Source organism: Litorivivens sp. (assembly GCF_041625495.1).
Taxonomy (GTDB): Bacteria; Pseudomonadota; Gammaproteobacteria; order Pseudomonadales; family Spongiibacteraceae; genus Litorivivens.
This window is the reverse complement of the sequence record NZ_JBFJTH010000121.1, coordinates 1-11,686: the sequence shown is the minus strand read 5'-3', so window position 1 is coordinate 11,686 and position 11,686 is coordinate 1. Positions and strand designations below refer to the sequence as shown.

The window sequence follows — 11,686 nt, the reverse complement described above, 5'->3', positions numbered from 1 at the left end:
GATTGAGGCCGGCCAGCACCGGCAGCTCATCACCCGCGCTCGCTGCAAAGGTGGGCTCGACTTCCCGCACCCGCCCCGCTTCGTAGATAAACACCACGCGCCGACGATTGCGATCCACAAGATGACCTTTACTCAGCACTAACGTATCGGAGCGGACAACGCCTTTCATATTGACCAGTGCCGACATGCCCGGTCGCAGCAGCCGATCCCGGTTATTTACCGTGAGCTTGACCGTGAAATTGCCGGTGCTGGGGTCTGCCTCCGAACTCACCAGCTCTACCCGCGCTGGAAACTCGCGACCGGGTACCGCCGGCGTTGCAACCGTCGCTTCATCGCCCAAACGCAACTGATTAACCTCGCGCTCACTGACAAAGGTAACAACCCGCAAGGTATCGGCGACCTGCAGCACAGCCAGCGGATTGCCTGCCAGCACCGTCTGGCCCGGCTCAACCCGTTTTTCCACGACCACACCATCAACGGGACTGATTATGCGCGTTTCCCGTAAGTCCTTTTCCGCCAATGCCAGACTGGCCTCGGCCTCCTCTACCCGAGCTTTCGAACGCTCGTAATTTGACTCGCTATCTTTCAGCTGCTCCCTTGATAACGCGCCCCGCCCCATCAGGTCCCTATAGCGAAAATAAGTCTCACGGGATTTTTCAAGCTCCGCGCGCGCACTGAGCAGGCTCGCTTTCGACTGGCGTACTCGTAGCTGTTGCTTCTGCTCATCCAGCTCAATCAGCAAATCGCCAGCACTGACATTCTGGCCCTCGCGAAAGGAGACCTTCGAGACCGTGCCGGAAAAGTCGACGCTGATCGTGATTTCTTCGGTGGTTTCAAAGTGTCCATAGGCGGGGAATGCCAACTGCCAATCGCGGGGTTCAAGCACTATGCTCGTGACCGCAAGTTCTCGCTCAGGCTCCACTTTCTGGACAACGGGCACGCTTTTTTCACACGCAGCCAGAAACAGAAAAGCGGTCAGCAACAGGTAGGGTTTGGCGTGTCGCATCAGCGATAATTCCTCAGAGGCAAGTCGCTGATTCTACGTGAAGTATGGCTATCAAACAGTGTTGATTACTAAGCGGTAAGAATTGCCGCTTTTTTGCTCGGCCCGGAGGGGAATGTAACCCGAGGTGTCTGAACACACAGCGATTCAAGCTGCGGTGTGCAGACCACACTCAGCGTTTTCGGCAACTTTGGTCGGATCGAAATAGTGCTTGCAGCTGGGTAGGCTGTGCTCTTCCATATACTGCTGCACGTCGTCTTGAGTCCAGTGGAAAATAGGCGCCACTTTCAACAAACCACGTGCATCCCAAGAGAGAATATCCAGCCCCTTGCGAAAGTCGGTCTCTTCCTTGCGAATACCCGTAATCCAGATTTTTGGCTTGATCGCATCAATCGCGCGGTTAAAGGGCTCCAGCTTGACCTGACGAGTGAACTCCTTGAACAGCTCGGGCGTATCGTCCGGGTGAGGAATACCGCCCATAATCGCGTTGCGACGCTCCGCTGTCATTTCCGGAATATAGATCTGCATATTCGGCTTGAGATCTTTCATCAGGCGTTCGGCCACCCGGTAGGCATCGGGTACGTTGTAGCCACTGTCCACCCAAACTACCGGCACACTGCGGTCCACCGAAGTGATCAGATGCAGCATAACAGCCGCATTCTGAGAGAAGCTGGTGCTGGACATCACCGGCTCGCCCAGTGACAGGGCCCAACGGATGATGTCCTGCGGGGATTGCTCCGCAAGCTCAGCGCTGATTTTGGCAATGTCTAGGTCTTTCACGCGTGCCACTCATAGGGAATTTCAACAGGGTGGCAACGATAGCACAGGAAACTGGGGATTAGAAGAAAAAGCTCAGTAAAAACAGTTAGTTATAACATTTTGCGATATGCTTATAACAGTGCAGCCCTCCCCGTGTGGGGAGGGCTGTCGCGGTTCAGGCCAGCCAGCGGCCCAATGGCGTTTTAGCCCACAGAATGTTCATGAACTTCTTCATACCTTCCACATTCTGGCTACTGTAAGGGTAACCGCTCTGCAATTTACCTTTGCCTTTATCGATCAGAATTGGCTGAGCAAAGCAGTATCCGCGCAATCCGGTGATGCTGTTCACCTGGCCCACACCGCTGTGCTTGCGGCCACCAAACGGCGCGGCGGGTACGCCGTATGTCATGGCCATATCGTTCACACTGACACCACCAGTATCGATGCGACGCGCCAGATTAAAGCCTTTATCCAGATCCGCAGTCCACACGTTGCCGTTCAGGCCAAACTCGCTTTCATTGGCCAGGCGCAGGGCCTCATTTTCGTCGCGCACTTTCTGAATACACACAATCGGGCCAAACGTTTCGTCACGCATGATATCCATGTCGTGAGTTACATCTGTCATCACCGTTGGCAGGTAATACAGCCCCTTTTGTGCCGTATTGCGGCTGCCACCCACCAAAATCTTCGCCCCTTTGGCGCGCGCGTCCTCCACGTGGCTTTCGATAATCGTCATCTGCTTGTCCCAGAAAACCGCGCCCACATCCTCGTCGCCGCCATGCTCAGGCCCCTGCTTCAAAGCCTTGGCTTTTTCCACCACCTTGGCCACAAATTGGTCATAGACGCTTTCAACCACGTAAATACGCTCGGTACCACAGCAGTAGTGCCCGGTGTTCATGCACGAGCCGGCCAGCGCGCCGTCGGCCGCTCGCTCCAGATTAGCGTCGGCGCAGACAATCATGGCGTCTTTGCCGCCCAGCTCCAGTGTCACCGGAATCAGCTGACGGGCACAGGATTCGGCAACCTTGCGGCCGGTATTCACACTGCCGGTGAAGGAAATCTTGTCCACTCCAGATTCCACCAGATCTGCGCCGGTCTGACCGTCACCCATCAATACCTGCAGCAGCCCGTCCGGCAAACCTGCCTCGCGGTAAATATCTTCCAGAAGCTTGGTAGAATACGGCGTAACTTCTGAGCCTTTGAGAACTACAGCATTACCCGCCAGCAGCGCTTGCGCCGCCGGGTTCGCCGCCAGTACGAAAGGGCCGTTCCAGGGCACAATCACGCCCACCACACCCAGCGGCTTGTAAACAATCTTCATCTTCTTCGCCAGGCCCACAATACCCGGCACTTTACGTTTTTCCGTGGCGAGAAATTTTTTCGCGTGCTTGGCGTAGTAGGTCATGGCGTCAACCACGGAGAATATCTCCATGCTCAGGGCATCTGCCGGCACCTTGCCCGTTTCACGAATCACGGTTTCACAGATTTCGTCCTGACGCTTCAGAATGATCTGTACCGCTTTTTTGATGGTTTTGGCCCGCTCTTCAACAGCCAGCTCACCCCACGCTTTCTGAGCCTCACGCGCCTTGGCCACAGCGGCCTTAACATCGTCGGTATTGGCGCAGACGAGCTCACCAATGGGTTCCATGGTGACCGGGCTGGTCAGCTGATATACCCGGCGGTTCTCGCCAGCCTTCTCAATCGGTTGATAAATGGACATAGGGCTCTCCCTTCCTGTCAGTGCGACTAATAGTTATTAGCCTCCGAGTATACTCCGAGCCCAAGACGGGTAAAGTGTCATTCCGTTAAGGTAATAGTGATAAATGCGGCCGCCCGTCGCCGTGAGGTGACATGAGGGTCCATCCCTATTTCACCGCTGCCCGAGTTGTGGTCAACTGCCCCCACAATAATGAATACTCGCAGTAGCACGGACCGCCTTCATGCCTTACCTCGTTTTTCGTAGCCTCTCATTGCAGCGTAATGCCCTTGCCACACTGATCATCAGCGCACTGCTCAGCGCCTGCAACTCACCCGGCAGCACATCCCCGGCACCTGCCGATGACTGCGCAACCGATTGCCGCGCCGTGCCGCCATCGGAGAATCGCACACCAGCCACGAGAACCGAGGACACACCACCACGCAACACTGACAATTCCGAGAGCAGCAGTCGCACTCGGGCGATTTGGGTTTGGGGCTCAAAGGTGGTGTTAGATTCCGACGCCCGCAACCAACTGTTTGCGTTTGCCGCCGAAAAATCGCTAAACCGGTTCTATCTTGAGGCCTCCGAGGCCCTGCGCTATGACCAAGACGCACTGGCGGCCTTCTTCACTATCAGCCAACAACGCGGTATTGTCGTCGAACTGCTGTTCGGTCAACCCGATTGGGCCCTGCCTGAAAATCATCATCAGGTAGCCAGCATTATCGATCGAGTAGCTGATTTTGCAGCGCGTTACCCGGAGCTAACAGTTGCAGCCATTCACTTGGATGTTGAGCCCTACCTGCTGACCGAGTGGGAAACCGAACGCCCGGAACTGATCGCAAGCTTCATTGATCTGCTGGAAAGCGCGCGCTCGCGAACCCATCGAATAGGCCTGCCACTGTATGCCGACATTCCCATCTGGTTCGACGAACACGGCATCTTTCGCAACGGCCGGGCGCGCACCTTACACGAGCTGGTCATCGACGCGACCGACGGCGTAGGACTAATGGACTATCGCGATACCGCTGAAAGAATTATCAACGATGCCAGCAACGAGTTGACCTACGCCGACAGGCAAGGCAAGCCGGTGGTGGTCGGCGTGGAAACACTCTGCATCGAGCCCACATGGATCACCTTCTGCGAAGAGGGCAGCGACTATATGGACGACGTGTTACACAGCGTAGAAAGTGAATTAAAAAGCTATTCCAGCTATCAGGGCATTGCGATTCATCATTTTGATTCTTATCGAATATTGCAGCCCTGACAGCTATTCGGACGAGTATGTCTCAGTGGAGCAAACTACTTTTGCAGCATTACAAGGCTGCTCTGATCCACTTGAATTAATCCGCGCCGAGGTCTGTCCAGATCGATAATGATAAAAACAATCAATGAAATCAGAAACGAGACCACGACGGTAGGCGCCATCACACGCTTGCCGCCCAGGCCGCTGGAATAACCCAGAATGCCCCCCGACGACAGGAACACAACAAACAATAATAGCAATACAACCTCGGGCACCTGCATCTGCAAAAAGGCATTGCGCTCTCCCTGCCGATCAATCATATCGTTCAGAGCCGTTATAAATGCCCCCGAGGTCACCGGGCTCGGCGATATCTGGGCCGCCTCTACCGCTACTGCCCAGATAGCATTTTGTAAGTCCGAGATGCGCTGGTTAAACTCACGGCGCTTTTCCAACTGCGTCAGGTCTATTTGGCTAGCCGCAATACGCAGGTCAACATAATCATCCAGCATGCTGGAAACTTCTGCGTGAAATTGTTCTGGCAACAGTTGAACCCGCAACATCACGGTGCCAATGGCATTAGCCTCATGAATCAGGGCCTGATTGCGTGCGTCATAGCGCTGCATGGACATACTGAAGGTAAAACCCAGCATGAGCGCCAACAGACCGAGAATACTTCCCTGAATGGCACCGGTTAAGGTTTTAACTTCATCATTGGTTTGACGCTGCACAAAGCGGCCAATACGAAAGCCAGCCTCGTTGCAGCCGATGATCAAGGCAAACAGAACGAAGGTGATGGCAATACTGGAAAAGCCGTATAGCAGTTGTTGCGACATAACATGCTCTCAAACGAAAACGTGAACCCAACCAGCCAACGGTATGCATGCCGGCGCGGCCACTTTAAAAACCGCACTATAGCAGCTCCCAGCGCCGATTATTCCTTAGCCAGCCGATATTTATTGCTGCCGCAGCCAATACGCCTCAACCATTTTCTGCAAGTGCGAAATGGCATCGGCGCGCCTGATAAAGTCTGTCACTGGCATAAACTGCCAGTACTGCCCCTCCTCGCCCAGCCGGATCTTTGTCTGCTCGGCAGGCGCAAGGTTCGCCGTAAAGAAGTAACCCTGCAATCCATTAAACTCGATGGTATAGAGCTGCCCCTTAGAAAGTTGCTCTGGAGACAGAACCAATGAGAATTCCTCATTCAGTTCACGCAGAACGCAGCTCTGTGGCGATTCAGAGCCTTCACGACCGCCACCGGGTAAATCGAGCAGTCCCGGGTACGGAATATCCTCGCGCTGGTCACGCTTGTAAACTAGAATCGAATCACCACAGAACAGCGCCAGCTTCGCGCCGTCGAATGACTGGTAATCACTGCCCGTCACGCCAGCCTACTACCATTAGGCACCGGCTTGTCGGGCACTGCCAGTACCACAGCCCCGTCGTCTCGGTGAAACCCGGTAACCAGGCACTCGGACATGATGGGGCCAACCTGCTTGGGCGGAAAATTGACAACCGCCACCACCTGCTTGCCAACCAACGCGTCGAGGCTATAGAGATCCGTTATCTGCGCGCTGGACTTTCGAATCCCGATGTCCGACCCAAAATCCACCTTCAGAATATAGGCTGGACGTCTGGCCTGCGGAAATTCCTGCGCATCAATAATTGTCCCAACGCATAGCGCGACCTTCTGAAAATCATCCCACGCAACAGTATCCACAATCCGCTGCATCCTCTTAGCAAAGCGTGGCATGCATTATAGTGACTGGCGTATCCCGGTAAACCTCCTGCGTCCAGACTCTCCATCCCAGCTTTTCGTAAAAGCGGCTTTGCTCATCGGTAAACAGGTACATCTCTGAGTAGCCGCCAGCGTGAGCCAATGCCATAACGGCCTCCACGAGTTCACCGCCGACGCCTCGACAGCGCCAGGGTTTATCCACATACACACTGGCCAGCCACGGGGAAAGCTCCGAATGAGTATCCATATCACAGCTCACCAATGAGGCAGACCCCACCAGTTCACCGTTTACTTTACCCACCAGAGTACTCGGCAATAATGTGCCAGCGAGATAAGCCTGCATCTTCGCAATTCGGTCAGACAGGCTCTGTCCAGGATTGAGAAAGTGCCACTGCGCATGATGCCATTGCGCCAACTGCGGCAGATAATGCGGCTCGTCCCGCAGATTCACGATTTCCATTTTATTCCGTTAACTGAGTAACCCTTTTTACGAGCCGCACTTTACCGAGGAGATACGGCGGCTGCCCGTTGCGCGTATTTTATAATGCTTTGTATCGGCTTGGCCTATACCCGTTTAATCAACCGCACAATAAACAGCAAAATCACAGCACCAACAGTGGCAGTAGCAATAGAACCGAGCAAGCCCCCGGCTGCTATCCCAACCAGTGAAAATACATGCCCGCCAATAACCGCCCCGACAATGCCGACCACAATATTGCCCAGCACGCCAAAACCGCCACCGGACATAAGCTTGCCTGCAAGCCAACCGGCCAGCGCACCAATAAGCAGGAAAACAATCAAACCCGTGATATCCATAAACACAGCTCCCTATGCTAGAAAACGAATGATAGAAAGAGGTTATCGTTTACTCATGACAGCAACGCTCGCTGGCGAGCAGTCACACACAACTAACAGTGTATAGAGATCACTTAGTGACTGAAGTGGTGAATTACCAAAACATTTGAGAACTGTGAATTATCTGGCGCACACAGCGTGTATAGTGAATTATTTACGTTCTCGCGCCTGCCCTCTGATGCTTCGGCAACCAAACTCATCACTCACTGTATAGCTTGAAGACTTCCTGTCCCGTTAAGGTAGGTGTCTTTTCGGCAAAGCTGTATTCGTCCGGCTTCTCGTCAATAAAAATCTGTTTTTCAAACGCAAGCGTAGGCCGCTGGTCAAATAAGCCCATCGGTAATACGTAAGCATTGTGAGCCTTGAGCCGATAGTATAAATGTGTACCGCAGCGCCCGCAGAAAGCGCGCTCTGCCCAGTCCGATGAAGCAAATACACTTATCTCCCCGTCCACCGTCACTTCCGAACCGCACTCTACCCCCAGAAAGGGTCCACCACCCCATTTTGCACACATGCTACAGTGGCAGGCATCAAACTCGGATTTAGCGTTTTTTGCATGTAAAGTAACCGCGCCACACAAACAGCTCGCTTTTAGCGATTGTTTTTCAGTCATAATTCGCTCCCTCAAATCACATAACAATAACACCCGCAGACAATGTGACTGCGGCCAATAATAGTAATACGAGTATATCGTGGTACTTCAAAGACGCCTGCGGCAACGCTGTTGTCTCAGAAAGCTTGATCTCACGCATGGCCAGAAACAATGGAAAGGCGAAACTGATGGCTATCACTGCACCTGCTAACACATAGCCGGTGATGTATTTCACCCCAATGCGGCGGCCTTCTACATACATCCAAAGGTTACAGGCCAGCGCCAGATAGAGAATATCCACTGTCAGAAACTTTCCGGCCGGATTGGCATTAAGCAACGCGTCTTGCCAAAACGCCATGTTAGCCTGTGCGAAGCCATCACCAAGATAAGCAACAGCGTGGTACCAGCTAAACACGAGCGCAAGCAGCGCTATACTTGTGTACAGCACAATGAGTATTTGAGTTTTACGTGTCACCTGTTTTCTCCTGCACAGAATTAAAGGTCTGAATCGTTGCGAAGATCTGGGCAGCCTGTGCGTTTTTATATGCTCGTTCGGTGAGCCAGGCCAATCGGCGTCGCCGAGAAAAACGCGACGAGAGCTCTTCAGGGTACCTGATTCAGCCCAAGCTCCTTTTGCAATCTTTTGGTCAACCCAAGTGAAACAATACGATACGACTCACACAGGTAGTATTCGAGCTGATCTTCTTCCGCCAGAGAAACATCGTAGACCTGTATCCACTTCATTCCTCGTGAAGCCAGATACGGCGCCGGGCGATATCCGGGCTGATTGCCCAATACCTCAAAATTAAGTTCGGACGTTTTGAAAGTATAGGCGGGCGATTCATTTTTCTGCCAACCACCAATAGCAAAAACCTTACCGCCAACTTTCCAAACGTCTGAACCGCCCCACTGAACAACATGGGTTGTCATCGGCAAAGCAGCGCAGAATGTATTAAATTTTTCGTAGTCCACAATCGTCGGCGTCCGGCTGAGTCGTATCCAGAGAGCAAGCAAAAAATCTCATCATAACGTCGAGTGGCAATCGAGTGATTCAAAAATCGCTATGTGGTGTCAAGCCCTGCGTCAGTTATCCCCCACGCTGCCCCTCTCCCTCTAGGCGGCGCGACGATTCGAAAGGGCCGGAGTGAGGGCGGCTGTCAGCATAGAACACCCAACTAAAACCTATCTACCTGAACCTTTCAAAAGGCTACACAGAAGCCCGTAGAAGTACAATGCTGGCCTACCAGAGTATTAAGGGCGATACTCATGTACATTGCAGCCAGAGTATGCAGATTCCAGTCAAAGCGGCATAACAAGCATGGCCGACCAGGAACGAACACATGACGACATCCTACTCCGAACCCGCACGAAAAACCCAACAGAAAGCGATGTCTCTTTCGGAGGCGATCGCGCTCTTTGAATCGCTTCCGGAAGTTGAACCGGAGGAGATGATCGGATGCTGGGTGGGTGAAGAATTTCCGACCGGGCACAAGATGGATGGCATCCTCAAACGGTATGGCTGGCGCGGCAAGCATTTTTATTCGCTGGACGACGTACACCCGCTAGTCTTCGAAGCCACTCTCTTTGGCACATTGCGACTCGCGCCAAGAAGAGTATTCTTCGGCTTAAGCCTACCTCGGGCGATTATTGCATCTCCACTTATCGCCAACCTGTTCCGCTTGTTGATGCCGGTCTTTATGACCACTCGCGCACAAGCGCGCTTACGGGTTACCCGATACCTCAATAGAACAACCGCTACCATGATTTACGATGGGCTGCCTATCAGAGACGCGTTTGTCTGGCTGGATTCAGACACCCTGCTCGGCGCTATGGAGCGCAAGGGTGATAGCACGCCGTTCTTTTTCTTGTTGCGCCGTGCAAAAGAGCTCTAGCAGAAAAGCTAACGAAACAGCACATTGTAAAATCGACCATACCGCCAACGTTTTGGGTTCTACATATTCTGCCGGCAGATAAATTTAGTAATTGCGCTGAGACCCGGTTTCTGAAAACATCGCCACGTCCCGCACCGCTGTATAATCTTCCTCCATCGCCAACGCCGCTTTTGCTCGTTTGAGCGCCAGACGCCCATGGTACTCGGCAGCAGCTCGCAAAGCCGGGTCACCCACCAACGCCAGTGCATGTAGTGCCTTCTGCAGCCGTACCGCCACCTCGACCATGCCCGCGCCATCGCGGGCAATCGCTGTAAACGCATCGTCAAACATATCGCGTACAGAAATCTCGGGCACTTCAACGCGATCATAGGACGGCGCCTGCTCGTCTTGCTCCACCGCAGGCTCTCCCCACAGCACAAGCAATCTCAGCAAAGTACCGATCACTCCAATAGCGGTACCGGGATCATTTACTGCTGGTGATAGCGCGCGACCGGCGATCTCAGAAAGCACCACCAGACCAAAGCGTGGATCGTCATCAAACAGGCGATCAGGACCAATATGAAAGGAGCGCACTACGCGTGTATCGTCAAAGTCTTCCTGTTTCTGCTCCAGCCCCTGCTCCCGAGAAAGGTTGCTTATATAGGCTAGCGCTCGACCGGGCGCAGCGAACGTACCAGGCAACGCCGCCACAATAACCCGAACATCGTTTTCTTCTGCCCAGGCCTGAATAGCGGCAATATCGATATGCTGAACATAGCCCACACTGGTGGCAACCACTGTACGTCCATGCGGCTCGCTCGTTAATTTTACGCCGCGCAGTGTTGGCGCGTTGCGACGCCGTTTAAGTGCGGCTGTTGCGGCCTTTTCAACCTTTTCTATTGTCGACCCCATCCGCCCAAGGCGGGCAATGCGATCAACCCAGCGCACAAAGGTGAAGATGACCATGCCAAAAACGCACACCGTCAGCACAAAAAGGATAAAGAGACCCGCCGCCTCAAAGTAATTGTTCTTTACGGCGACCAACGCCACCACACTGAAAATAAAGGCGCCCACAAAAGTCGACAGAGCATTTTGCGAGGCGTCGTCGCCGACAACCAGGGTGAAAGACCGCGGGGTTGCAGTACTGGCTGCTGAAGCATAGGCAGACACCATCGATGCCACCGAGAAGGTGGCAATCACCAGCATACTGCCAGCCATTATGGACAAGAGTGTTTCAACCGATTCGGCCGCAATCTCCGGTACATGCTGAGCCAGCGTGGTGCCATCAACAAGCTTGGCAATAAACGCCGCAACGATGGATAACAGGCAAACAACGAGTGGTTTAACCCAAAGCCGGTCTTTAAACCGGCCGAGAAGAAAGCGCAGGCGATCTCCAGACAAAATGGCGGCCATGTAAACTCCCCTGTGATCAGCGAACAGCTTCCGGCAATGACAATGCACACTGCAATGCACAGCGCCGTGCCATATTAGTCCCACGGATTACCTTTCGAGACAAGCCGTTAGTGGCAGTGCGCACCGCCGGCCGACAAGCAGACCTCCAAAGCGACGCAGACAGCCTCTCTAGGCGGTCGCCTGACACTTACCGTTATACAGGCTCACGCACATCACCAGCAACAGTACGGTAAACGGCAATCCCGCAGAAATCGCACCCGCTTGCAACGCCTCCAATGCCTGCTTACCACCGTCATAGAGCGTAGCCCCGTCAGCTAGCCCCTACATTGTCGCCCAAAACATACGGCGGTCTGGATGATCAGCGCTCTACCCTAATCTGCACTGAATGGCTCAATATGAATATTGATGTCATAAACGTTGAACTGCTCTGCAAGCTGGTCCTCTACCCGGTCTGCAATGTCGTGAGCTGCTTCGGTCGTCAGCGTGGCATTGACCGCAATCACAAGGTCTACAGCG

General features: G+C 53.5%; 15 protein-coding genes and 1 pseudogene. 2 read left to right on the top strand and 14 right to left on the bottom strand.

The genetic code is table 11. The annotated features are described in order from the left end of the window. The 3 genes from ABYP39_RS13485 to ABYP39_RS13475 form a co-directional block, all read right to left on the bottom strand. Positions 1-1,006 (bottom strand): efflux RND transporter periplasmic adaptor subunit (locus ABYP39_RS13485; protein WP_372783009.1); only part of this gene is annotated, 1,006 nt, incomplete at its 3' end. A 144-nt stretch (positions 1,007-1,150) separates the two neighbouring features. Next, the gene (locus ABYP39_RS13480; protein WP_372748824.1) at positions 1,151-1,783 is read right to left on the bottom strand and encodes a phosphoadenosine phosphosulfate reductase family protein; all 633 of its coding nucleotides are present in this window, start codon (positions 1,781-1,783) and stop codon (positions 1,151-1,153) included. Positions 1,784-1,937: 154 nt separating this feature from the next. Then, positions 1,938-3,482, bottom strand: coding sequence for an aldehyde dehydrogenase family protein (locus tag ABYP39_RS13475; protein ID WP_372748823.1), 1,545 nt, complete (start codon positions 3,480-3,482; stop codon positions 1,938-1,940). A gap of 220 nt (positions 3,483-3,702) precedes the next feature. On the opposite strand from ABYP39_RS13475, the gene ABYP39_RS13470 reads away from it, so the two are divergent. Next, positions 3,703-4,725, top strand: coding sequence for a hypothetical protein (locus ABYP39_RS13470; protein ID WP_372783007.1), 1,023 nt, complete (start codon positions 3,703-3,705; stop codon positions 4,723-4,725). A 35-nt stretch (positions 4,726-4,760) separates the two neighbouring features. Here the strand turns inward: ABYP39_RS13470 and ABYP39_RS13465 are convergent, their stop codons facing one another. The 8 genes from ABYP39_RS13465 to ABYP39_RS13430 form a co-directional block, all read right to left on the bottom strand. Further along, positions 4,761-5,537 (bottom strand): hypothetical protein, encoded by a 777-nt coding sequence (locus tag ABYP39_RS13465; protein WP_372760730.1) that lies wholly within the window; start codon positions 5,535-5,537, stop codon positions 4,761-4,763. A gap of 120 nt (positions 5,538-5,657) precedes the next feature. Further along, a complete protein-coding gene (locus tag ABYP39_RS13460; RefSeq protein WP_372783005.1) occupies positions 5,658-6,086 on the bottom strand; it encodes an NUDIX hydrolase in 429 nt (142 codons plus the stop codon). Next, positions 6,083-6,433: a tRNA-binding protein gene (locus tag ABYP39_RS13455; RefSeq protein ID WP_372783003.1), complete on the bottom strand. Its 351-nt coding sequence runs from the start codon at positions 6,431-6,433 to the stop codon at positions 6,083-6,085. The genes ABYP39_RS13460 and ABYP39_RS13455 overlap by 4 nt, the downstream gene beginning before the upstream one ends. A 4-nt stretch (positions 6,434-6,437) precedes the next feature. Further along, entirely contained in the window at positions 6,438-6,899 is a 462-nt protein-coding gene (locus ABYP39_RS13450; RefSeq protein WP_372760036.1) for a GNAT family N-acetyltransferase, read from the bottom strand. Positions 6,900-7,003: 104 nt separating this feature from the next. Further along, on the bottom strand, positions 7,004-7,255 hold the full coding sequence (locus ABYP39_RS13445) for a GlsB/YeaQ/YmgE family stress response membrane protein (protein WP_372783001.1): 252 nt from the start codon (positions 7,253-7,255) through the stop codon (positions 7,004-7,006). 238 nt (positions 7,256-7,493) lie between these two features. Then, a complete protein-coding gene (locus ABYP39_RS13440) occupies positions 7,494-7,907 on the bottom strand; it encodes a GFA family protein (protein ID WP_372760040.1) in 414 nt (137 codons plus the stop codon). Positions 7,908-7,923: 16 nt separating this feature from the next. Next, positions 7,924-8,361, bottom strand: coding sequence for a DUF2834 domain-containing protein (locus tag ABYP39_RS13435; protein WP_372782999.1), 438 nt, complete (start codon positions 8,359-8,361; stop codon positions 7,924-7,926). 128 nt (positions 8,362-8,489) lie between these two features. Next, positions 8,490-8,858 carry an MmcQ/YjbR family DNA-binding protein gene (locus ABYP39_RS13430; protein ID WP_372783013.1) on the bottom strand — a complete coding sequence of 123 codons (369 nt, stop codon included), beginning with the start codon at positions 8,856-8,858 and terminating at the stop codon, positions 8,490-8,492. Positions 8,859-9,226: 368 nt separating this feature from the next. On the opposite strand from ABYP39_RS13430, the gene ABYP39_RS13425 reads away from it, so the two are divergent. Further along, positions 9,227-9,778, top strand: a complete 552-nt coding sequence (locus ABYP39_RS13425; RefSeq protein ID WP_372750444.1) for a GXWXG domain-containing protein — start codon at positions 9,227-9,229, stop codon at positions 9,776-9,778. Between the two features lie 84 nt (positions 9,779-9,862). Here ABYP39_RS13425 and ABYP39_RS13420 read toward each other — a convergent pair whose 3' ends face one another. The 3 genes and pseudogenes from ABYP39_RS13420 to ABYP39_RS13410 all read right to left on the bottom strand — a co-directional run bounded on the left by ABYP39_RS13420 (position 9,863) and on the right by ABYP39_RS13410 (position 11,673). Continuing rightward, entirely contained in the window at positions 9,863-11,170 is a 1,308-nt protein-coding gene (locus ABYP39_RS13420; RefSeq protein ID WP_372765283.1) for a DUF2254 domain-containing protein, read from the bottom strand. 168 nt (positions 11,171-11,338) lie between these two features. Further along, positions 11,339-11,518: pseudogene (locus tag ABYP39_RS13415) on the bottom strand (BCCT family transporter); the annotation flags it as partial. A gap of 23 nt (positions 11,519-11,541) precedes the next feature. Further along, positions 11,542-11,673 carry a cation transporter dimerization domain-containing protein gene (locus ABYP39_RS13410; protein WP_372783011.1) on the bottom strand — a complete coding sequence of 44 codons (132 nt, stop codon included), beginning with the start codon at positions 11,671-11,673 and terminating at the stop codon, positions 11,542-11,544. Between the last annotated feature and the right edge of the window lie 13 nt (positions 11,674-11,686).